The organism is Peribacillus sp. NPDC097224 (assembly GCF_044761985.1).
Taxonomy (GTDB): domain Bacteria; phylum Bacillota; class Bacilli; order Bacillales; family DSM-1321; genus Peribacillus.
Window position 1 is genome coordinate 174327 of the sequence record NZ_JBIWDK010000002.1, and the last position, 21472, is coordinate 195798.

A 21472-nucleotide genomic window follows, 5' to 3' on the forward strand; every position below is an offset into this window, starting at 1 on the left:
TGAAGTGAAAATCATGCAGCCTCTAAGTGGAATGTACTATAAATGGGTTTCCCTCGCCCTTCTTCGTTTTATAAACCTAGTGGCCACCCCGTTGATCGGTGAAAAAAGGAAAGCCAAGCCGAATAAGAAAGCGGCTGAACCAACCATGCACCCTGAGATGGAAGCATCAAGAAAAGTTGCTGAATAATACCCAATGACCGAGCTCAAGATCCCGACCCCGATGCTGACGACAATCATCCGACTTAATCGGTCCGAAAGCAAATAGGCCGTTGCCGCAGGAATAATGAGCATCCCCACCACCAAAATCGAACCGACACTATCAAACGACGCCACAGTTGTCAGCGAAACGAGACCCATCAGTAAATAGTGAAAAAGTATAACCGGTATGCCCATCGCTGCAGCAAGTGCGGGATCGAAGGAAACCAGCTTAAATTGCTTGAAGAAAAGGAAAAGTAAGAGAAGATTGATCATGAAACAACTTCCTACAATCCAAACGGCCTTTGGCCCTGCCATAACCCCACCGATTGACATCATATTCCATGGGGTATATGCAATCTCGCCATACAGGACATGATCCAGATCAAAATCGATTTGCTGTGTATATAAACTGACCAATACAATCCCTACTGCGAATAGGGAAGTGAACACGATGCCTATCGCTGCGTCGGATTGAACCCCGGATGTTTGGAATAGCTGGATTAAGAATACGGTAAGTAAACCGAGTGCTGCTGCACCAATCAGCATGGGAATCGAATCACGCGACCCCGTTATTAAAAACGCCAATACGATGCCGGGTAAAACCGAGTGACTGATTGCATCGCCAATCAAGGTCATCTTCCTTACTATTAAAAAACACCCCAGTACACTGCAGGAACTCGCTACAAGCGCCCCGACTAAGATAATCCAAAAATCGTTCATGCTGAATGGCTTCCTTTCCTTTTTTCCTGTTCATTTACATAGATCTTTTTTGCCGAAACCCTTCTCCACGTCTTGGAGATGACTCCACGTTTAGGAGCAAAAAGCATGGAAAAGAAAAACCAGACCGTGGCCGATAAAACAATCAAAGGGCCTGTTGGCAGGTTATTGACCGACGTGCTGATTAATGTCCCGGACACCCCGCTCAGCAAACCGAAAATTCCAGAGAGGATGACCATGATATGCAGCCGCTCCGTCCAGTACCTGGCGGAAACGGCTGGGGTAATCAGCAAGGATGCCATCAACACCACTCCTACCGCCTGAATGCCGATGACGACAGCCGCCACTATCAGCATCATGATGAAATAGTCGAGGAATACGACCGGCAATCCCATCCCCTTGGCAAATCCAGGATCGAAGGACAATAGCTTAAATTCCTTGAAAAATAACGTACAAGTGAAAATGAGTATAAAGGAAACGGCCATCATCATATACACATCCGACATCACCATCGATGCCGTTTGCCCGAACAGAAAAGTGTCCAGTCCGCTTTGGTTGCCATATTCACTCTGCTGGATCTGTGTCAGCAATACGATTCCCAATCCAAAGAATGAAGTCAATACGATGCCTAGTGCCGCATCCTGTTTGATTTTACTGTACCTCGTCAGTATGCTAATCAGAAAAACCGCCACTAAACCTGCGACGGCCGCTCCGATCAGAAAGAAGGAGGTCGACTTCACCCCTGTTACTATGAAAGCGACGCAAATCCCAGGCAAGGCCGCATGTGCGAGCGTGTCACCCAATAGGGATTGTTTTCTCAAGTAAGCAAAACTTCCGATGACTCCACTGCTTAAGCCAAGGAACATGGTGCCTAGCAATATCCATCTTGTGTTGGGGTCCGCAAGTATATCCAGAACGTTCATCGTGTACACCTCATTTCAATAGCAAGCCTGACTCAGCATCGGATAATATCGCTAACCGTCCTCCATATGTCTCCTGCAAAAACTCAGGAATGAAGACCTCTTCTGTCGGACCAATCTTCATCACCTTTTTATTCAGCAACATCGTCCAATCGAAATATTCCTTCACAGTCGACAAATCATGATGCACTACAAGAACTGTCTTCCCTTTTTCTTTCAGCTCCATCAATAGCTGGATGATTGCCTTTTCCGTTGCGGCATCAACGCCCACAAATGGTTCATCCATGAAATAGATGTCCGCTTCCTGCGCCAACGCCCGTGCCAGGAAAATCCGTTGCTGCTGCCCGCCGGAAAGCTGACTAATCTGACGGTCAGCATACTCAACCATCCCTACTTTTTCCAGACATTCCATCGCCTTCATTCGTTCAGCCTTCCCGGGACGCTTCAACCAGCCCAGGTGCCCGTACCTGCCCATCATCACGACATCGAGTGCATTTGTCGGGAAATCCCAGTCCACCGATTCTCGCTGTGGTACATAACCGATACTCTTCCTCATGGATTTATAAGAAGCACCATGGATCGTGACTTTCCCGGCTAGTCTTGGAACCAATTCAAGAATCCCCTTGATCAAGGTGGATTTCCCCGCCCCATTCGGACCGATGATACCAATCAGATTCCCTTCCGGAACCTCGAATGTAACATCTTCGACCACCGGCTTTTTATGATAAGCTATCGTCAGATTCTCGACTTTCAACGCATAATTCATCCCATTTCCTCCTATTTTAATGCCTTCACGATCGTATCGGTATTATGCCGGACCATTCCGATATAGGTTCCTTCTTCCGTGCCTTTTTCCCCCATTGCATCCGAGAACAGCTCGCCGCCTATTTCCACGCTATGGCCTTGCTTTTCAGCTCCCTGAATGACCGCTTCGATAGCCTTTTTCGGTACGCTTGATTCCACGAAAATGGCTTTGATTTCATTTTCCACAAGATATTCACGCATATCCGTTACATCCTTCGAACCATATTCCGATAGAGTATTCATCCCCTGAAGCCCTCTCACTTCCAATCCATATGATTTGCCGTAATACCCAAAAGCATCATGTGCCGTGACGAGGACCCGCTGATTCTCCGGAATCTTATTTATCTCCTCATGGACATATTCATCAAGTTCCTTCAACTGGATAACATAGGCTTCATAATTTTCTAGATAACTAGCTTCATGGTCCGGGTCATTTGCAATCAGCTCTTCCTTCACGGCTTCCGCTGCCACCATCCAAAGCTTTACATCAAACCAGACATGCGGGTCATGTTCCGTTTCACTGACCTTATGAAGCTGATCCCCCGTAAAGTCTTTCGTCACCGCAATCGTCGGTTTCTCCTTACTCATCATTTCAAAGATATCCGTCATTTTCCCTTCAAGGTGCACACCGTTATAAAAAATCATGTCAGCTGAATCAAGTGTTTTCACGTCCCCCTGCGTTGCCTTATATAGGTGGGGGTCGACTCCCGGCCCCATTAAACTTGTGACCTTCACATGTTCACCGCCGATATTCTCGACCAAGTCCCCAATCATCCCCGTCGTAGCTACTACATTCAGCTTTCCTTGAACGTGATTCGATGGTTCATTGCTACATCCTGATATCATGACCACTGCCATAAGCAAGCTTCCAACCCATTTCAAAAACTTCATGTATTCCCCTCCATTTTATAGCCCTATATAAAAAAGTTTACCAAGGGCAAGATTTAGGCCAAAAAAAATCCGTTATATTTTGTCCTACGCGCTAGAATGTTTCCTCTATACAACTTATTTTATACTATACACAATTATTCGTAAAAAGTGCAAATTTTTAAATGTTGGACTGAAGAAATTTAATGCAGGAAAATATATACAAAACAACTTTTGTAAAGTATACTTTACGTACAGTGAGCTTTACATTAAAGAAAGGAGCCGGAGGGGTTGAAAAACAAATTACGGGATTTGCGCAAGTCTCATCAACTTACACAAGAAAAGCTATCCGAACTAACGGGCGTATCCCGGCAGACGATTATTTCTATAGAATCCGGAAGATTCGATCCATCCATCAAGCTTGCTTACAAACTGGCAAAAGTGTTCGATTTGACCATTGAGGATATATTTCTATTTGAGGAGGAGGAAATGTAATGGATTTTAACTGGTGGGCTTTTTTAGGAAGTACCCTTGGCATCATCGGAGGGCTGGCTGGATTAAGGGGAGGTCGCCGTGCCGCTGCCAAGCGACGGGGATTGGATGAACGATTTGACCTCATCCGAACTAAAGCACGGGCAACCAGCTGGTTTTTCACCCTTTTTGGGATCTATATCTTTTTCTTCTTATTATTTTTTGGCGTAAAACTCTCTGTTGCCCCTGTTCTAGGTATTCTCTTACTTCTTCATCTCGGGTCATGGGCGATTTCCGTTTTTTATTATGAAGCAAAGCTTTAAATCATTTTTTTGCTTCGAATTTTACTGCTAGATAAGCTAACCCCAACTCAATCCCGCAAAGCACGATCAAACAAAGCAAAGTCGTTAACATCTTCATCCCTCCTTCAAGACTTTTATTAATCTTAAAGGATGAAACCCATACCAGAACAAGTCCCAGCATGAAGGCATTTCCCCTTTATGCTTTCGTTCTCTTGCTCTGAAATGGGTTTCATAGGGTAGACTGTAAAAAACGAAAAATGGTGATCTAATGACGAACATAAAAAAAATCGCTGAATATGCAGGTGTATCGATTACGACCGTATCTCGCGTGATGAATAACCATCCTTATGTAAGTGAGGAAAAGAGAAAGAGTGTACTAAAGGCCATCGAGCAATTGAACTATACGAGAAATATCAACGCCATCCATCTTTCGAAAGGCAAGACTCATCTGATTGGCGTCATCATTCCATACACCAATCACCCCTATTACGGAGCAATCATCCAGGGAATTAATAAACAAGCAAATGTCCTTGGTTACCATATTGTCATCTTCCAAACACAATATGAAAGAGAGAAAGAAATCCAAGCACTGAAAATGTTACAAATGAAGCAACTCGATGGCATCATCGTCTGTTCTAGAATCTCAGAAATGAAAGTGCTCTTGGAGTATCATGTCTACGGTCCGATTATCTTATGTGAAGATACATCGCAGTCAGAATTTTCTTCGATCAGCATCGACCATTATGCCGCCTTTTCCTCAGCCCTCGACTACTTGGTAAACAAGGGATATAAGAAAATAGGCTATAGCCTTGGGCGAAAAAAGAGCAGGAATAGTTCACTTCGGATAAAAGCGTTTCAAGATAGCATGAAAAAACATCATTTTATCAGTAAAGAGGAATGGCTCTTTGAAGGCAGTTACTATATCAAAGACGGAGAAAGGGCCTTTCAAGAATGGGTCGCCATGCAGGATAAGCCGGAGGCCATCATTATAACGAACGATGATACGGCAGCTGGCTTCATCATTTCCGCCCAAAAAGCGGGAGTGAAGATACCTGAAGACGTCGCTATCCTCGGTTTCAATAACGATAGTATCAGCGAAATGCTGGACATCTCGACCATATCCCTGCCCTTGGATTCGATTGGGAGAATGGCTGTTGACCTTTTTGAAGATCCCGCCACGATCAAACATGTAAAGCTAGGTTTCAGCCTTATAACGCGAAAAAGTGTATAATAGTCAGAATTATTTGATTTTATTATTCACCTATATTATCCATTTGAGCGCGAAATGGTTTGATTCATGTCTAATTAGGGAAAAAGATACTTGAAAAATAAACATTGCGCTCTCTAGAGGAATATTTTATAATTTTAATATAGCAAATTTCACTCGGTGACTCACCAACTGTATGTCACCATTTAAAATTCGCGTTATTAACAGTACGAATTGAATACTTCCTCATTTACCGATGAGTTAGAGGCTGCGGCTTATAAAAGTAACACGGACGAGATTCAGGAAAGTTGACGACTCCGTATGAAAGGATAAGTTGCCGAAGTGTAGAAATATTCCTTGTATTTCTGGGCTGGCGATGTTTTCGAACAGGAACATCACTGTCACGTTTTCATAAAACGTGGGGAGCTATCTTCGGAAGGATTAAACGGGTATCTATATACAGCCGTCGATCTTTTTCGACTGCTGTTTTTTTTATATTCCGTCCCCTTCCCATAAAAAGGAGTGTAACATCAATTGAAAAATCAACAACAAAATTCAAATCCTACTGAACTGAAAAGGAGTCTGAAAGCTAGGCACCTTATGATGATATCTCTAGGTGGAACAATCGGCACCGGACTATTTTTAGCGAGTGGTGGTGCCATTCATACGGCTGGCCCCGGTGGTGCATTAGTTGCTTATGCGGTAATTGGCGCCATGGTTTTTTATTTAATGACAAGCCTTGCCGAGATGGCTGCTTATATGCCAGTTGCCGGTTCGTTCCGCGTTTATGCATCCAAATTCGTCGATCCCTCTTTCGGTTTTGCGATTGGGTGGAATTATTGGTATAACTGGGCCATCACAATAGCAGCTGAATTGGCGGCCGTTGTCCTGATCATGAAATTTTGGTTCCCGGATACTCCATCATTCATTTGGAGTGCCGTTGCATTACTCATCATGTTCTTAATTAACTATATGTCCGTTAAGGGCTTTGGCGAAGCCGAATATTGGTTTGCAATGATTAAAATCGTGACCGTCATTATCTTCTTAATTACTGGTTTTTTAATCATTTTTGGCATCATGGGCGGAAATGATCCGATTGGTTTTTCTAATTTCACCATGGGTGATGGGCCATTTAATGGAGGCTTCTTTACCATTCTAGGAGTCTTCATGGCAGCTGGCTTCTCCTTCCAAGGAACGGAATTGCTTGGAGTAACCGCTGGAGAAAGTGAAGATCCTGAGAAAAACATCCCTAGGGCGATCAAATCCGTTTTTTGGCGCATTATCTTATTCTATATCCTAGCAATCTTTGTCATAGGAATGATCATTCCTTTCACGGATGCACGTTTACTAAGTGAAGATGTTGCCGTCAGTCCATTTACGCTGGTTTTTGAACGCGCAGGCCTTGCCTTTGCCGCTGCTGTCATGAACGCAGTCATTTTAACATCCGTACTTTCAGCTGGTAACTCTGGCATGTATGCCTCAACCCGTATGCTATGGGATTTAGCACGTGACGGAAAAGCACCGAAGTTCCTTGGCAAGCTTGATAAAAGAGGCGTACCTGTAAATGCTCTTATCGTGACTTCTTTAGTCGGATGTCTTGCTTTCTTGGCTTCCTTCTTCGGGGATGGAGTCGTGTATATTTGGTTACTGAACGCTTCCGGTATGGCTGGTTTCGTCACATGGGTCGGGATTGCCCTTGCCCACTATCGATTCCGAAAAGCTTATATCGCTCAAGGTCTGGATTTAAATGACCTCCCATACCGTTCAAGAACCTTTCCGTTCGGTCCGGTTTTTGCGCTTGTCCTTTGCCTCTTCATCATCCTTGGACAAGGCTATCAAGCTTTCAGCACAGACGGAATTGATTGGAACTCCATGTTTGTTTCCTACATTGGTCTTCTTTTGTTCTTCGTTCTCTGGCTCGGATATAAAATTAAACATAAATCCAAAATCATTCCCCTTGAGGAATGTGATCTAAAAGTGAAATAAAAAAAAGGACCTGAATCTCTCTTCAACAGAGAAGTTCAGGTCTTTTCTTATTTCAAAAGGTAGACACGGCATTCATATGGACGCAACGGTTCACTGGAGACCGTGTCGCTTTCCTCCTGCTCATAATTGCCGATCAACAGGGTAGCCTTTAATGAATGTAACGCCGTCGGTATCGTCAAAGTCGCTTCTTGTCCCTTAAAGTTGCATAGCACAAGCACCTTTTCCTCACCTAGCGTCCTCGTATAGGCAAAAATCTGTTCATCATCCGGACAAAGTAAATCAAAACGACCATATACGATAATGTCATGTTGTTTACGTAATTGAATGAGCTTTTTATAAAAATGAAAAATGGATTGATGATCATTATAGGCCTTCTCTGCATTGATTTCCGGGTAGTTGGCATTCACGCCGATCCATGGAGTTCCTGTCGTGAATCCCGCATTCCGTCCATCATTCCACTGCATGGGTGTTCGCGCATTATCTCGACTACGTGCATGAATGGCAGCCATCATCTTTTCTTTTGACCATCCATACGTATTCACTAATTCTTCATAGGAATTCATCGTTTCTATGTCACGATACTCTTCTATGCTTTCAAAAGCGATATTGGTCATTCCCAGCTCTTCCCCCTGGTAGATATAGGGTGTCCCCTTTAACATATGAAGACAAGCAGCAAGCATCTTCGCACTTTCCACCCGATACTCCCCATCATCTCCGAATCTTGATACAACTCTTGGCTGGTCATGGTTATTCCAGTACAAACTGTTCCAACCTACCTCTTCCAACCCATATTGCCATTTTGAGAGAATCCCTTTTAAATCGCTCAGATCCCATTTTTCATTATTCCATTTTCCTTCCGGTCCTCCCCCTATATCCATATGTTCAAATTGGAAGACCATATGTAATTCCCCACGATCCTCCCCTGTGTAGAGTACCGCGTCATCTGGTGAAACACCGGGCATTTCTCCAACTGTCATCACATCATAATCAGAAAGGACGCGTTGATTGACTTCCTGCAAGAACTCATGAATTCTGGGTCCATTCAGGAAATAGGGACTTCCATCGCCGTGCTGTTTTCCATCCAAAATGTTTCCATCCATGTATCGCTGGTCCTTCGATAGAAAGTTAATGACATCCATCCGGAATCCATCAACCCCTTTATCCAGCCACCACTTCATCATGCTATAGATTTCCTCACGAAGTTGAGGGTTCTCCCAATTCAAATCGGGCTGCTTTTGGCTAAATAAGTGTAGATAATATTCATCCGTTCCCTCATCATATTTCCATGCTGAACCTTTGAAGACAGACTCCCAATTATTCGGTTCCTTTCCATCCTTACCAGGTCTCCAAATATAGTAATCTCGCTTCGGGTCATCCACGGAGGAACGAGAAGCCAGGAACCATGGGTGTTCATCTGACGTATGATTCACTACGAGATCCATCATGATTTTCATTCCCCGTTCATGGACCGCACTTAAAAGCCGATTAAAATCATCCATCGTCCCGAATTCCGTCATGATTGACTGATAATCACTAATATCATACCCGTTATCATCATTCGGTGATTTGTATACGGGAGAAAGCCAAATTACATCCACACCAAGCTCCTGTAAGTAATCAAGCTTGAGTAAGATTCCTTTCAAGTCACCTATTCCATCTCCATTGCTATCCATAAAACTACGAGGGTACACTTGATAAACAACCGACTCTTTCCACCACGTCTTTTCCATACCTACCACTCCCTCCATAACCTTTACATAATTATACAATAATCTTTCTATTATAAAGAGTGAAACTTCAGAATATTACCAATAACATATTTTCTACACCTAAAAAAAGGCTCACCCGCTTTATCTTCAAGCTCTTCAGCTGAAAATCAATCGGACAAGCCTTGATCATGAATGGATATATGCTAGTTTAACTAGGGAAAACCCTGTGTACAAGATTCTGAAACTCATCTGTAAACCCTTCAACCGGTTTTCCACTTTTAACATCTTTCACGTATTGATCCATCCTCTTTACAAAATCGGGGTTGGTCGATACATGAACATCATTGATGGAAGTATCACTGTTTCTTACAGCACCTTCAATTTTGTTTTTCACTTCCGTGGTAAGGGAGTCTTCCCCTTTTCTGAGTACGGCACCCACATATGCATCATTATCGATCACGATAACTCTTGCTCTTTTTACTTGCTTCAATTCCTCGATTCGGTCAGCAATATTCTCAGTTACCCTCATCTGATTGTTACCTTGACCAGCGTTGTTGTTGTTGTCGTTATTATTATTATTATTATTAGTTTTAGTATCCGTTCTATCGTTCACCGTCGTAGGATTATAACCAGTTTGACTCAAATCTCTATCCTGATTGGTCCGATTCAGCCCGAGGTTTTCGTTTGCTCCTTCATTTTCATTCGCGGAACATCCTGTAATGAATAAAGCCACCATTGCGGTTGTCACTAACGCTTTGTATTTTTTCATTTTTTTCCCTCCTCACATATGGTTTCCCTTACTATTTGCAAGGAGGGAAGGAATTATTCAGAAGAAGTGATTTTCAACCCGAGAATCCCTACGACAATACAACCAACGAAGACCAGGCGTATGGCATCCCTCGGTTCGTTAAACGCAATGATGCCCACCAATACGGCGCCGACTGCTCCAATTCCCGTCCATATCGCATACGCCGTTCCCATCGGTAGCGTCTTTATTGCTGAGGACAGAAAATAAAAACTAATAATCATGCCTACAATCGTGATGACAGAAGGAAATAATTTCGTGAAGCCTTCCGTATATTTCAAACTTGTAGCCCAAACCACTTCAAATAACCCAGCAATAACGAGTTGAATCCAAGCCATCTTATTTTCCTCCAATACAGAATAAGCCCGGGAGGTCACGAACATAACCTCCCGGGCTTTTATCCCTCCGTGTACGCAGAGTTTTTCTCTGCGCGTCTCTCTCGGTCCAGTCCGGCCTTGGACCGCGGAACCCTAGAAACATTTCAATTACCTGTACTATATCATTTCGATTTAATGGGGGTCAAACGTTTCTTACCCATTTCTTCTGCTCGTCATTGTCCTTTTTTCGCCTTTAATAGTATGCCAGATATTCTTAAATGGTTGTGGTGTTTGTTTCGCGGCATCCACCGTATACTGAACCGCTTCTTTTTTATATTGAACATCTTCTGTGATTTCCTGCTGTGTCTCCGCAAGATGATCCGTCTCCGACTTAATCTGATCTGTTTTCGCCTGCATGCGCGCAACAGTTTCATTTACATTATCAATGGTTGGTTTAGAATCCTTAAATGTCTTAAAAGCAAAAAATGCTAAATAAATAATCGAACCAATAAAGAGGGCCAGACTAATATATACAATGATCACGTATCGTTTCCTCCTTCTTCTTCTCTTCTTTCCACTACTATACCCATTATACCCGCTAGAAAACAGTACACATGTAATTTCTCATAAGCCTGGGTTTAACAAAGCGAAGCAGAAACACCGAATGATGCAATCCCCGGTAGACCCGCTTCGTCCATTGGTCTCTTTTCAGAAAAGACTATGGGCTTCGCTTCATCCGTTTATCAAGCCAACTCTTGCTATAGATTTGATGTAAAACATGCTACTATAAGAGTAGATACCATCGGAAAGGGGCCCCATTATGGATACGCGATCACTTATTTTACTTGGATTACTTATGGCCCAGAGTCAACATGGCTACCAAATTAATGAATTCATAGAAAGAAACTTAAGTACCATTACAGATATGAAGAAGCCAACCGCTTATGCAACATTAGATAAATTAAGTAAACAAGGCTACATTGAGGTACACACTGAGCAAGAAGGCAACAGACCACCTCGTAAAGTGTATTCCATTAATGAAAAGGGAAAACAATATTTCTACGAGCTGCTCATTCAAAACCTCTCCTCTGCGGAAAGTGTAAAGTTCAGCGGGGATATCGGCCTGATGTTCATTGATCACCTCCCCTTGGAAAATGTCATTCCAGCTCTTGAAAACAAGCTCACAGAGAATGCGAAACTGATTACCGTGTTAAAAAAGACTCCCGTACACGGTTCAGGACATGGCGTCGATTTTGCCGTAGCTCATAAGATTGCCATGCTTGAAGCAGAAACGGAATTCATCAAAAACACCGTACTCACACTTAAGGATCAGCTGAAAGAACTGAAAAGTACATGATAGTCTAAACCCTTGCCAAGTAGCGTGCACTTCCTACTCGGTGGGGTTTTTTGTTTGCATGGAATTTCTATTTGACTATTAATACAGACGGTACTATACTTTAGGAGTAATAGTCATAACTGACTAATCACTATAAAACTAAAGAGGTGTTACGATGTATCTTGCACTAAAGGAACTCAAGCACGGAAAATTCCGATTCATGATGATAGGTATCATCCTAGTGCTCATATCTTGGCTAGTCTTCATCCTTTCAGGACTTGGCAATGGACTTTCTACATTAAGTGCCGCATCCTTCAAGAATATGGATGCCGATTATGTAGTCTTTGAAGAAGGATCCCGAAACTCGATGACACGGTCCATGTTTAGTGGAGATCTTGCAGATGAACTAAAGGAATTCCCGGAAGTCAAAGCTGTATCTCCCATGGGACATTCAATGGCAACTGTTTTAAAAGGGGATACTGACGCAACGGAGGAAAAAACGGATATCGCCTTGCTTGCGATAGAACCCGGTAGCTTCCTGGAGCCTGAAATCATCGAAGGACATGCTCTATCTAAAGATCGTCCCAAAGATGTTGTCGTAAATGATTCATTCAAGGAAGAAGGCTTTAAGCTTGGCGATACCTTGGAATTGGAAGGAACGACAGAGAAAGTTACGATTGTTGGATTTACAGAAAATCAAACATACAACCATGTGACATCCGTCTTTACAACACTTGATAAGTGGCGGAGCATTCACTATGCAGCTCCTGGTTCCGATAATGGAGTCAATGAACCTGTTAACGCCATTATGCTTCAAGGCAAAGATATTGACGTTGATTCCATAAATAAAGAATTCAAGGGTTATGATATCGTTACTAAATCCCAAGCGGTTCAAGGTATGCCAGGTTACGTGGAAGAAAATGGGACAATCGTTATGATGCTTGTCTTCCTTCTTGCGATTTCAGCTTTCGTCCTAGGTGTATTCTTCTATGTACTAACGCTACAAAAATCCAACCAATTTGGCATCATGAAAGCGATTGGAGCAAGCAATGGGTTCCTTGGTAAAGCGATTGTTTCCCAAGTGTTCCTATTATCACTTATCAGTATAATCGTAGGTATCCTCTTAACATATGGTACGGCACTTATCTTACCAGCAGGCATGCCATTTGAACTGGATACGAAGTTAGTGATTATCTACAGCATAATTTTACTTATCATATCCGTTGTAAGTTCATGGATTTCAGTTCGTAAAATCACGAAAATCGATCCATTGCAAGCTATTGGGAGGGCAGAATAATGACTGGATTACAACTTGAACATGTATCGAAATTTTACGAAGAGGGTGGCCATAAGATAGCGGCCCTTCAAGATGTTTCTTTATCCGTCGAACAAGGGGAATTTGTGGCCGTCATTGGCCCATCCGGTTCTGGTAAAAGTACCTTCCTTTCCATAGCAGGAGCCCTCCTTCAAGCTTCTGCAGGTGCAGTCAGCCTGAATGGTAAGGATCTAGGTGGCCTCAATGCGAAAGAACTGGCCAATGTCCGTTTGAACGATATCGGTTTTATCTTACAAACATCGAACCTCATACCGTATTTAACGGTACTTGACCAATTACTTGTCGTGAAAAAAATGGCAGGCAAGATCACAAAGCAAGATAAAGCATTTGCTAAAAGTCTACTCACTGACTTAGGTCTAGGAAGTAAAATGAGTAAGTTTCCAAACGAGTTATCAGGTGGAGAACGCCAGCGGACAGCCATCGCCAGAGCCTTCATGAACCAACCCAATATCATACTTGCAGATGAACCAACTGCAAGCCTTGATTCCAAACGAGGACATGAAGTCGTCCAACTTATCGCCAAAGAAGTTAAGTCACGGAAGAAAGCAGCCATCATGGTAACCCATGATGAACGCATGCTACAATATTGCGATAAAGTGTATAAGATGGAAGACGGTCAATTATCACTCGTCTCCAACTGATATATAAAGCCCATCCTTGTATAAGGATGGGCTTTACTAATGGAATAATGTGAGCAGGTCGACTAGCGAAATCCTCTGGGACCTAGCCGGATTTAGTTATCAGAAAATTAAAATAACATGTATAATGAAGGTGTCTTTTTAAAATGAGGAGGATGAAGAATATGGATCATTTAATTCAACAATTCAAAGAGATTCCTACCACGGCCATTTCAGATGCAATGGAGGGCATGAACAACGTAGATTCAGGCATTAAGCCCTTAAAGGAAGGGTATAGGTTTGCCGGCCGGGCATATACGGTTCAATTACCCGTTGGTGATAACTCAGCCGTGTTAAAAGCAATCGGCGAGGCACGTCCAGGGGATATATTGGTGGTCGACAGTAAAGGAGATACATACCGGGCCATTGCTGGTGACTTCGTCATTGGCATGATGAAGACGATGCAAATTGGGGCACTCGTGGTTGATGGAGTGATACGTGATCTCGGTGCTATTAAGGAACTTGATTTTCCTGTATTCAGCAAAGGCACCACCGTTGCCTCAAGTGGAAAATATGGAGTGGGAGAGACCAATTTGCCCATTTCCTGTGGTGGAGTCACCGTAAACCCAGGGGACTTGGTTATTGGGGACATGGATGGAGTAGTCGTCGTCCCTCAGTCAAAAGGTGAGGAAATTTTAAAAAAGGCAAAAGATAAACTACTTAAAGATGAACAGCGTGCCGAAAAATACGCCGGAAATCCCGAAGAAATCAAAAAGTACATTGCCATGATGACTTCAAAGTCTTAACGTACCTAAAAAAAAGCAGGGTGGGAAGCATTTGCTTCCCATCCTGCTTTCTTTCATTATTATTTATTATCCGGATCAACCTGGTTCGATTCATCTTCTTTGTACGTATAATCGTAATCTGCTGGATCGATTGGTTCAAAGCCCTTCGGTGAATAGAAACGAAGCAAGTCACCATTCACGACTTTGTCGGACAAATTGAGCATGGTCTCCACTCTCGATTTAGAGTTGAGGATGTCTTCATTTTCCTCGACCAATTCCCCAGTTTTCGAATCATAGTATTTTCCTTTGATAGAAGTAACTTCTGGCGATACGAAGTCTCCATTCCGGAAAGGTACAATTTCATTATGATCTTTTGACAATAGATCTGAACCGAATTGTACATAATCATTGGATTCTATTCCGAGTAAATGAAGCATGGTTGGAAGAAGATCGATTTGACCTCCGTATTGGTGCATTTCCCCACCTTCAACACCTGGAACGTGAATCAATAATGGTACACGTTGTAGCTGAGCATTTTCAAACGTGCCCACTTCTTTATCAAGCACTTTTGACATCGCATCTGTATGATTTTCCGAGATACCGTAATGATCACCATACATGATGATGACAGAGTTATCATACAAACCTGATTCCTTCAGATAATCGAAGAATTCTTTAAGGGCTTCGTCAGCATAGCGAGCTGTCTGGAAATAACTATCAACCGATGCATCCCCTGTTGTATGTTTTTCGATTGTTGTTTTCTCTTGGTCCATGGCATAAGGGAAATGATGGGATACAGTTATGAACTTTGTATAGAAAGGCTGTTGAAGCGTTTCTAACATAGGAATCGATTCTTTAAAGAAAGGCTTATCCATTAATCCATAACTCAACACTTCATCTTTGTTGTCCATATTGTAATGTGCGGCATCAAAGAAATTATCGAATCCAAGTGACTTATACATCTTATCCCGGTTCCAGAAGGATTTATAGTTACCATGGAACACGGCGGAAGTGTATCCATTTTGTCCTAGGATAGCTGGTGCTGCTTGATACGTATTTTGCGATTGAGTAGTGAATGCTGCTCCCTGTGGTAAACCGAACAATGAATTCTCAAGCATGAATTCAGCATCCGCTGTCTTTCCTTGACCAACCTGATGGAAGAAGTTATCAAAATACATGAAGTCCGACTCATTATGTGCAAGTGAATTTAGAAAAGGAGTAACCTCTTCTCCATTCAACTTATAGTCGATCAAGAAATTCTGCATTGATTCTAAATGCAAGTAAATAACGTTCTTGCCTTTTGCTTTACCGAAGTATTCCGGATTCGGCTCTGCACTTGTCGCTTTTGTATAGTTGACGACTTCTGCAATATCCGTGCTGTTGGCCGTTGCACGCTGAGCGTACGTTTTAGTGTTTTGAACGGCATCGTATACAGTATAGTTGAACATGCCAAGATACTTAACAATGTAGTTCCGATCAAATGTTCTTGATAATAATTGGGGGCGGTCTTTTTCAGCCAGTCCCAAATTGATAGCGAAAATCACAAGTCCAGTAAGGTAGACCAATGCTATTGTACGACGTTTAACTTTAACGTTTTCCAATTTAACGTCTTTGAATTTATATAGAACCATTAAAAGAACCGTATCTAGGAAATAAAATACGTCATAAGATTTAAATAATGCTAAAACACTCGGTCCCAAATCTCCGGCATTTTGCACTTGCGTCAAGGTTGGTAGTGTAATGAAATCCGTAAAGGAACGGTAATACACAATATTAAAGAATAACCATAAGGACATCAATAGGTTTAACCTGATAACCCATTTGAACGACTTTTTACCTCTCACCAATAATGCCAAGCCGAAAAACAAGATAGCTGAGCTAACTGGGTTAATGAAAAGTAAGAACTGTTGTAATCCATTCTCTAGGCCTAAATTGAATTCCATTCGATAACCAATGTAGGTTTTTATCCAAAACAAGACTATAGCAACAACAAAAAAGCCTAGTATGTTATTTATAAATAAATGCTGGCCTTTTTTCAAGAAATTTTTCATGCTTTCACCTCTATTAAACTAGTGGTATATAGTAAACTTTTACTTTCTTACAGAAGACGGAAATTCGCAAACCTTATGATAGCACTCTTTTGCTTCTATAGTCAAGAATGCACAAAACTTTCAAATGTCACGTGTTTTTTCTCGTCTGTCATTATTCCCCATCCAAAAAAGTTTCAATACCTATACCTTTAAATATATAGGAAGCTCCTGTTATATTCCAATAAATATAACCCATGTTTCCTGGCAACGACGAATGATATTTCCATCCCGATTTCAAATCTCCTAAGCCTTTACCATTATAAACGACTCCTTACGAAAAGACCACAACTTTACAAAATATGTAAACAGCTTTTCGGAAATTATCGGAAAATTCATCGTTTTATTTTGTCATCCCTTTACTATAATTCCTTTTTTTCTTGTCCGATCATTCGACATCTTGAAACCAACTGTAGTTTTCGCCCAATGAAGATCCAAAACCCTTTCTCCTCCCCCCACTTCGTAACGGTTTGAGATGGCTCATACGATTATGAGCGGGCTAATGTTATCCACAAGATATCGTCTTCTATCGACACCATTCTCCTTCTTTCCTGGTTCTCCAATTTCCCTTAAGACATTCCTTAATATATACGGATTGTCCTCGAAAATGATTCATTCTCCATAAAAAAATAATTTTGTAACCTGCATGAGATTTTTTTCATTTCGATTTATTGTAAGATACACACCATCTTACTCGTTTTCATGAGCACTCCGTGAGGAGCATTATAATAGGAAGAAAAATAATTTTACGCACTCTGTTTCGTTGATTTCTTAAAGGTATGTTTCCACCTCTGCGATTGTGTTAGCCAATAAAAAAATGCCTGTTCTCACATAAAGTGGGAACAGGCATTTCGGGATTCATGAATTACTTAAGGCCTTCAGAGATTTCATTAACCATTTCATTAACGGATTCTAATCCGCCACCTGATAAGTACCAGTAGTTAGGGTCAAGATAAACGATGTGGCCATCTTTATAAGCGTTTGTGTTCTTCACAATGTCATTTTCAACAGTTTCTTTCGCAGCAGCACCATCACCCACTACAGCATCTCTATCGATAACGAAAAGGTAGTCCGGGTTTTTTTCAGCAATATATTCGAAAGAAATGCTTTGACCGTGTGTTGATACTTCTAATTTATCGTCTACAGCAGGAACGCCGAATACATCATGGATGATACCGAATCTTGAGTTAAGACCATATGCACTTACTTTTCCACCATTAGCAAGAACGATTAAACCTTTTTTATCAGCAGGAACTTTTCCCTTCAAAGCATCAATATTTTCTTCAACGCTTGCAAGTTCTTTAGCTGCTTGGTCTTCTTTACCAAAGATCTTACCTAAAAGTGTAACGTTTTCTTCAAATGATTCCATATATTTTGTAGTATCCACACCAACGAATACAGTTGGGGCGATTTCACTTAATTCTTCATATGCTTCTGATTGACGACCTGAGATCAGAATAAGGTCAGGAGCCATTTCGTTGATTTTTTCGAAGTCAGGTTCTTTCAAGCCACCTACATTTTCAGTGCTTTCCTTGTAGTCAGAAAGGTATTTAGGAAGGCTATCTTGAGGAACACCCGCTACCTCTACGTCTAATTTATCCAGAGTATCAAGGGCACCCATATCGAATACAACAACTTTTTCAGGGTTCGTTTTAACTTTTGTTTCGCCTAATTGGTGTTTAACGGTGAATTCTTCACTTTTAGCTGTTTCACTTGTATTTTTTTTTGTACTTGATTCTTCTTTTTCATCATTCGATCCACAAGCTGCAGCTACGACTGCCAACATTGCCAATAAAAGCAATAAAGATAATTTTTTCATCATTAGATAGTCACCTCGAAAGTTATTTTATATTTGAAATCACCTTTGAAACCATTAGCCTTCTGTAACCATATCTTCTATAAACCCTTTCAGCCAGCCATATCTTGGGCGCCTGCCTACTGAAACAGTTTGAAAAATAGAGATTAAAGTATGTTCAAGCTTTGAATCCTAGGTGATTTTAAATCAATATGAACGGATTAACTCAAGTAAAGTACACACAAATCTTATTATCATTGATGTTTTGGATTTCAATGTCCATATCATATATTTCCTTTAAGACATTGGAGTTGATGACCTGTTCGGTCGGTCCATTATGGACAACCTTTCCATCCTTCAGTGCAACGATGTAATCGGAGTAACAAGAAGCAAAATTAATATCATGGATGACGATGATGACCGTTTTTCCCAATTCATCGGTCAGTCTTCTTAAAACCTTCATGATTTGAACGGAATGCTTCATGTCCAAGTTGTTTAATGGTTCGTCAAGAAGCACATATTCTGTGTTTTGAGCAATGACCATGGCAATGAATGCCCGTTGTTGCTGTCCACCACTAAGCTGGTCTAGAAACTTGTCCTGCATATCCGCAAGTTCCATATATTCAATCGCTTCATCGACATATACCCAATCCTCTTTCGTCAGTTTCCCTTGTGAATAAGGAAAACGGCCAAAAGCGACGAGTTCACGAATGGTTAAACGAATGTTAATGTGGTTGGCCTGCTTTAGAATGGCAATCTTCTTCGCAAGCTCGTTACTTTTGAAATTGTTCATATCTTTTCCATCAATCAGGACGTCCCCTGAATCTTTGGCAATGAGCCGGCTTATCATGGAGAGGACCGTACTTTTTCCTGCACCATTGGGTCCAATGAAAGAAGTGATCTTTCCTTTTTGGATTTTCAAAGAGACATCCTCAACGACCGTTTTATTATTGTACCGTTTGAATAATTTTTTAACTTCTACCATGATTTATTCTCCTTTAATAGAAGATAGATGAAATATACACCGCCGATAAAGTTGATGATGACACTTAATGTAGTCGAGAAGGTAAAGATCCTCTCAACAATGAACTGACCGCCGACCAAGGCGATGACACTGATCAGCATCGCACCCGGAAGGATGATTTTATGCTGATAGGAATTGATGAATTGATACGCGACATTGGCAACCAGCAAACCGAGGAATGTGATGGGACCGATCAGGGCCGTTGAAATCGAGATGAGTATCGTGACAACGATCAATACTCGTTTGGTGACGTAATCATAATCCACACCCAAGTTGACGGCCTGATCCCTACCAAGGGACATGACATCTAAATATTTCATGAATCTAAAGAAGTAAGCGATAGCCGCGATCATGAGTACAATAGCCAAGATTAAAAGATCTGTATTGACATTATTGAAACTCGCGAACATTTTGTTCTGTATGATTTGGAACTCATTCGGGTCAATCAACACCTGCATGAAGGATGACATACTACCGAATAATGTTCCAAAGATGATTCCAATCAGCAGTAGGAAATAAATGTTCCGGTTCTGCTTGAACATGAATTTGAAAAGCAAACTGGCAAAGATGAGCATGATGGCCAACGTTACCAGGAAGTTAAGGTTTTTATTCGTGATCAAGATATGCGTCGAGCCAAGCAAGAAAATGACCGCTGTTTGGATGAGCATATACATGGAATCTAATCCCAAGATGCTTGGTGTCAGTATTTTGTTATTGGTGACCGTCTGGAATATCACTGTAGCAAAGGCTATCGCACACCCCACTACGATGATGGCGATAATTTTCCAGACCCGCCTCGGAAGGGAATAATCCCAATTCGGGCCAAGGTCCCAAAAGATGTAAAAGGCTGTTAAAACGGCGGCAAGAACCGCCAATATTATGATCTTACTCTTATTATTCATATGCCTTTCTCCTCATTATCAAATAGATAAATATGGCGCTTCCTATTACTCCCACCACAAGGCCAATCGGAATCTCGAATGGATAAATGATGATCCGGCCCAAAATATCGCAGATTAATAGGAAAACAGCCCCTAGCAATGCTGTATGAGAAAGACTCTTCTTCAAGTTATCACCAAGGTAAAGGGAAACAATATTAGGTACGATCAACCCGATGAAAGGAATTGTTCCTACCGTTAATAAAACGAGCGTGGAGGCAAGCGCCACGATAACCAATCCAAGGTTGACCACAAATTTGTAATTGAGGCCCAGATTGATGGCAAACTCTTCCCCCATCCCTGCCACCGTGAATTTATTGGCAAAGATATATGCGACGATGACTAACGGGATACTAGCATATATCAATTCATACCTACCCGACATGATCATCGAGAAATCCCCATTCATCCAAGTGTTGAGGCTTTGGATTAAATCATACTTATAAGCAAAGAAAGTTGAAATGGATCCAACGATATTACCAAACATCAATCCCACTAATGGTATGAAAATAGTATCCTTATATTTTACTTTGTCCAGTATTTTCATGAATAGAAAAGTACCAGCCAAGGCGAAGATGAAGGCAAATGCCATTTTCTCTATAAGGGCTGCCGATGGGAAGATGATCAGAGCAAGAAGAAGACCTAGTCTTGCTGAATCCATCGTACCGGCAGTTGTAGGTGATACAAATTTGTTCCTGCTCAATTGCTGCATGATAAGACCACTGATGCTCATGACGACACCAGCTATAATAATGGTTACCATTCTAGGAAAACGGCTTTGCAACATAATTTGGACTTTATCATCACTTAAGTCCAATAAATCCAAGGGCGTAATATCCTTAACACCTATAAATAGAGAAGTAAAGGATAAAACGATTAACATAAGAACTAAATATCTAATCTTCATCTACGTTTCCTACTCTTCCTATCTCAGTAAATATACAGTGATATATGATTGATTTGAAACTATGTATTAATGCTTGAATGAAAATTCATTTCAAATGAACGATAGAATGATGTTTGTCACTTAAATATGATAATGAGATTCATTATCATTATTACCTTTTCATTCTACCATGTCTCCGCTATGTGTCAACTTAATAAATCTAATTACTTGGGTATAATGTAATTGTCTGGATGACTCTTTACCGAGAATTCCTTTCATTCTTTAGGACCGTTCGTCCAGCTCTACCTATGCACCCCCCTTCCTACATGATAAAATGGAAATAACATCTATTTACTCTTCAACGA

At 41.4% G+C, this 21472-nt stretch carries 21 protein-coding genes and 2 riboswitches; of the genes, 8 read left to right on the plus strand and 13 right to left on the minus strand.

All coding sequences use genetic code 11. The features are described from left to right. Positions 1–36: 36 nt before the first annotated feature. The 4 genes from ACIQXR_RS04445 to ACIQXR_RS04460 are packed head-to-tail and all read right to left on the minus strand — an operon-like array spanning position 37 to position 3530. The gene (locus tag ACIQXR_RS04445) at positions 37–918 is read right to left on the minus strand and encodes a metal ABC transporter permease (RefSeq protein WP_402870908.1); all 882 of its coding nucleotides are present in this window, start codon (positions 916–918) and stop codon (positions 37–39) included. Beyond that, the gene (locus ACIQXR_RS04450) at positions 915–1838 is read right to left on the minus strand and encodes a metal ABC transporter permease (RefSeq protein WP_402870906.1); all 924 of its coding nucleotides are present in this window, start codon (positions 1836–1838) and stop codon (positions 915–917) included. The genes ACIQXR_RS04445 and ACIQXR_RS04450 overlap by 4 nt, the downstream gene beginning before the upstream one ends. Before the next feature lie 10 nt (positions 1839–1848). Next, on the minus strand, positions 1849–2601 hold the full coding sequence (locus tag ACIQXR_RS04455; protein ID WP_402870903.1) for a metal ABC transporter ATP-binding protein: 753 nt from the start codon (positions 2599–2601) through the stop codon (positions 1849–1851). An 11-nt stretch (positions 2602–2612) separates the two neighbouring features. Further along, entirely contained in the window at positions 2613–3530 is a 918-nt protein-coding gene (locus ACIQXR_RS04460; protein WP_402870902.1) for a metal ABC transporter solute-binding protein, Zn/Mn family, read from the minus strand. Positions 3531–3797: 267 nt separating this feature from the next. Between ACIQXR_RS04460 and ACIQXR_RS04465 the strand changes: the two genes are divergently transcribed. From ACIQXR_RS04465 to ACIQXR_RS04480, 4 genes are all read left to right on the plus strand, one after another. Beyond that, positions 3798–4001 carry a helix-turn-helix transcriptional regulator gene (locus ACIQXR_RS04465; RefSeq protein WP_402870900.1) on the plus strand — a complete coding sequence of 68 codons (204 nt, stop codon included), beginning with the start codon at positions 3798–3800 and terminating at the stop codon, positions 3999–4001. Then, positions 4001–4300: a hypothetical protein gene (locus ACIQXR_RS04470; RefSeq protein WP_402870897.1), complete on the plus strand. Its 300-nt coding sequence runs from the start codon at positions 4001–4003 to the stop codon at positions 4298–4300. Before ACIQXR_RS04465 ends, ACIQXR_RS04470 begins: the two co-directional genes overlap by 1 nt. 247 nt (positions 4301–4547) lie before the next feature. Beyond that, entirely contained in the window at positions 4548–5510 is a 963-nt protein-coding gene (locus tag ACIQXR_RS04475) for a LacI family DNA-binding transcriptional regulator (protein ID WP_402870893.1), read from the plus strand. A 230-nt stretch (positions 5511–5740) separates the two neighbouring features. Further along, positions 5741–5923: riboswitch (Lysine riboswitch) on the plus strand. A 97-nt stretch (positions 5924–6020) separates the two neighbouring features. Then, positions 6021–7472: an amino acid permease gene (locus tag ACIQXR_RS04480; RefSeq protein ID WP_402870890.1), complete on the plus strand. Its 1452-nt coding sequence runs from the start codon at positions 6021–6023 to the stop codon at positions 7470–7472. A 47-nt stretch (positions 7473–7519) separates the two neighbouring features. On the opposite strand, the gene ACIQXR_RS04485 is transcribed toward ACIQXR_RS04480, so the two are convergent. The 4 genes from ACIQXR_RS04485 to ACIQXR_RS04500 all read right to left on the minus strand — a co-directional run bounded on the left by ACIQXR_RS04485 (position 7520) and on the right by ACIQXR_RS04500 (position 10846). Further along, positions 7520–9202 (minus strand): glycoside hydrolase family 13 protein, encoded by a 1683-nt coding sequence (locus tag ACIQXR_RS04485; protein WP_402870888.1) that lies wholly within the window; start codon positions 9200–9202, stop codon positions 7520–7522. 187 nt (positions 9203–9389) lie between these two features. Continuing rightward, complete coding sequence (locus ACIQXR_RS04490; RefSeq protein ID WP_402870886.1) at positions 9390–9950, minus strand: YhcN/YlaJ family sporulation lipoprotein; 561 nt, start codon at positions 9948–9950, stop codon at positions 9390–9392. Between the two features lie 53 nt (positions 9951–10003). Continuing rightward, positions 10004–10324, minus strand: coding sequence for a quaternary ammonium compound efflux SMR transporter SugE (sugE, locus tag ACIQXR_RS04495; RefSeq protein WP_402870883.1), 321 nt, complete (start codon positions 10322–10324; stop codon positions 10004–10006). A 46-nt stretch (positions 10325–10370) separates the two neighbouring features. Beyond that, a riboswitch (guanidine-I (ykkC/yxkD leader) is annotated at positions 10371–10471 on the minus strand. 45 nt (positions 10472–10516) lie between these two features. Next, positions 10517–10846 carry a DUF948 domain-containing protein gene (locus ACIQXR_RS04500; protein WP_402870881.1) on the minus strand — a complete coding sequence of 110 codons (330 nt, stop codon included), beginning with the start codon at positions 10844–10846 and terminating at the stop codon, positions 10517–10519. 277 nt (positions 10847–11123) lie between these two features. On the opposite strand from ACIQXR_RS04500, the gene ACIQXR_RS04505 reads away from it, so the two are divergent. The 4 genes from ACIQXR_RS04505 to ACIQXR_RS04520 all read left to right on the plus strand — a co-directional run bounded on the left by ACIQXR_RS04505 (position 11124) and on the right by ACIQXR_RS04520 (position 14398). Then, positions 11124–11660, plus strand: coding sequence for a PadR family transcriptional regulator (locus ACIQXR_RS04505; protein WP_402870878.1), 537 nt, complete (start codon positions 11124–11126; stop codon positions 11658–11660). Positions 11661–11814: 154 nt separating this feature from the next. After that, positions 11815–12936 carry an ABC transporter permease gene (locus tag ACIQXR_RS04510; protein ID WP_402870875.1) on the plus strand — a complete coding sequence of 374 codons (1122 nt, stop codon included), beginning with the start codon at positions 11815–11817 and terminating at the stop codon, positions 12934–12936. Further along, entirely contained in the window at positions 12936–13616 is a 681-nt protein-coding gene (locus tag ACIQXR_RS04515; RefSeq protein WP_402870872.1) for an ABC transporter ATP-binding protein, read from the plus strand. The genes ACIQXR_RS04510 and ACIQXR_RS04515 overlap by 1 nt, the downstream gene beginning before the upstream one ends. Positions 13617–13777: 161 nt before the next feature. Next, positions 13778–14398, plus strand: a complete 621-nt coding sequence (locus ACIQXR_RS04520; protein ID WP_402870869.1) for an RraA family protein — start codon at positions 13778–13780, stop codon at positions 14396–14398. Between the two features lie 59 nt (positions 14399–14457). On the opposite strand, the gene ltaS is transcribed toward ACIQXR_RS04520, so the two are convergent. The 5 genes from ltaS to ACIQXR_RS04545 all read right to left on the minus strand — a co-directional run bounded on the left by ltaS (position 14458) and on the right by ACIQXR_RS04545 (position 21128). Beyond that, positions 14458–16428 carry a lipoteichoic acid synthase gene (ltaS, locus tag ACIQXR_RS04525; RefSeq protein ID WP_402870866.1) on the minus strand — a complete coding sequence of 657 codons (1971 nt, stop codon included), beginning with the start codon at positions 16426–16428 and terminating at the stop codon, positions 14458–14460. A gap of 901 nt (positions 16429–17329) precedes the next feature. Further along, positions 17330–18283, minus strand: coding sequence for a siderophore ABC transporter substrate-binding protein (locus ACIQXR_RS04530; RefSeq protein ID WP_402871333.1), 954 nt, complete (start codon positions 18281–18283; stop codon positions 17330–17332). Positions 18284–18485: 202 nt separating this feature from the next. Next, the gene (locus ACIQXR_RS04535; protein ID WP_402870864.1) at positions 18486–19244 is read right to left on the minus strand and encodes an iron ABC transporter ATP-binding protein; all 759 of its coding nucleotides are present in this window, start codon (positions 19242–19244) and stop codon (positions 18486–18488) included. Next, the gene (locus ACIQXR_RS04540; protein ID WP_402870861.1) at positions 19238–20185 is read right to left on the minus strand and encodes an iron chelate uptake ABC transporter family permease subunit; all 948 of its coding nucleotides are present in this window, start codon (positions 20183–20185) and stop codon (positions 19238–19240) included. The genes ACIQXR_RS04535 and ACIQXR_RS04540 overlap by 7 nt, the downstream gene beginning before the upstream one ends. Beyond that, a complete protein-coding gene (locus ACIQXR_RS04545; RefSeq protein WP_402870859.1) occupies positions 20178–21128 on the minus strand; it encodes an ABC transporter permease in 951 nt (316 codons plus the stop codon). Before ACIQXR_RS04545 ends, ACIQXR_RS04540 begins: the two co-directional genes overlap by 8 nt. Between the last annotated feature and the right edge of the window lie 344 nt (positions 21129–21472).

Excerpts from the sequence above, each read along its gene's own strand:
- ACIQXR_RS04485 (WP_402870888.1), bottom strand. The coding sequence starts at position 9,202 with ATGGAAAAGACGTGGTGGAAAGAGTCGGTTGTTTATCAAGTGTACCCT.
- ACIQXR_RS04510 (WP_402870875.1), top strand. The coding sequence starts at position 11,815 with ATGTATCTTGCACTAAAGGAACTCAAGCACGGAAAATTCCGATTCATG.
- ACIQXR_RS04545 (WP_402870859.1), bottom strand. The coding sequence starts at position 21,128 with ATGAAGATTAGATATTTAGTTCTTATGTTAATCGTTTTATCCTTTACT.
- ACIQXR_RS04445 (WP_402870908.1), bottom strand. The coding sequence starts at position 918 with ATGAACGATTTTTGGATTATCTTAGTCGGGGCGCTTGTAGCGAGTTCC.
- ACIQXR_RS04450 (WP_402870906.1), bottom strand. The coding sequence starts at position 1,838 with ATGAACGTTCTGGATATACTTGCGGACCCCAACACAAGATGGATATTG.
- ACIQXR_RS04475 (WP_402870893.1), top strand. The coding sequence starts at position 4,548 with ATGACGAACATAAAAAAAATCGCTGAATATGCAGGTGTATCGATTACG.
- ACIQXR_RS04470 (WP_402870897.1), top strand. The coding sequence starts at position 4,001 with ATGGATTTTAACTGGTGGGCTTTTTTAGGAAGTACCCTTGGCATCATC.
- sugE (WP_402870883.1), bottom strand. The coding sequence starts at position 10,324 with ATGGCTTGGATTCAACTCGTTATTGCTGGGTTATTTGAAGTGGTTTGG.
- ACIQXR_RS04540 (WP_402870861.1), bottom strand. The coding sequence starts at position 20,185 with ATGAATAATAAGAGTAAGATCATAATATTGGCGGTTCTTGCCGCCGTT.
- ACIQXR_RS04515 (WP_402870872.1), top strand. The coding sequence starts at position 12,936 with ATGACTGGATTACAACTTGAACATGTATCGAAATTTTACGAAGAGGGT.
- ACIQXR_RS04490 (WP_402870886.1), bottom strand. The coding sequence starts at position 9,950 with ATGAAAAAATACAAAGCGTTAGTGACAACCGCAATGGTGGCTTTATTC.
- ltaS (WP_402870866.1), bottom strand. The coding sequence starts at position 16,428 with ATGAAAAATTTCTTGAAAAAAGGCCAGCATTTATTTATAAATAACATA.
- ACIQXR_RS04530 (WP_402871333.1), bottom strand. The coding sequence starts at position 18,283 with ATGAAAAAATTATCTTTATTGCTTTTATTGGCAATGTTGGCAGTCGTA.
- ACIQXR_RS04460 (WP_402870902.1), bottom strand. The coding sequence starts at position 3,530 with ATGAAGTTTTTGAAATGGGTTGGAAGCTTGCTTATGGCAGTGGTCATG.
- ACIQXR_RS04520 (WP_402870869.1), top strand. The coding sequence starts at position 13,778 with ATGGATCATTTAATTCAACAATTCAAAGAGATTCCTACCACGGCCATT.
- ACIQXR_RS04455 (WP_402870903.1), bottom strand. The coding sequence starts at position 2,601 with ATGAATTATGCGTTGAAAGTCGAGAATCTGACGATAGCTTATCATAAA.
- ACIQXR_RS04505 (WP_402870878.1), top strand. The coding sequence starts at position 11,124 with ATGGATACGCGATCACTTATTTTACTTGGATTACTTATGGCCCAGAGT.
- ACIQXR_RS04535 (WP_402870864.1), bottom strand. The coding sequence starts at position 19,244 with ATGGTAGAAGTTAAAAAATTATTCAAACGGTACAATAATAAAACGGTC.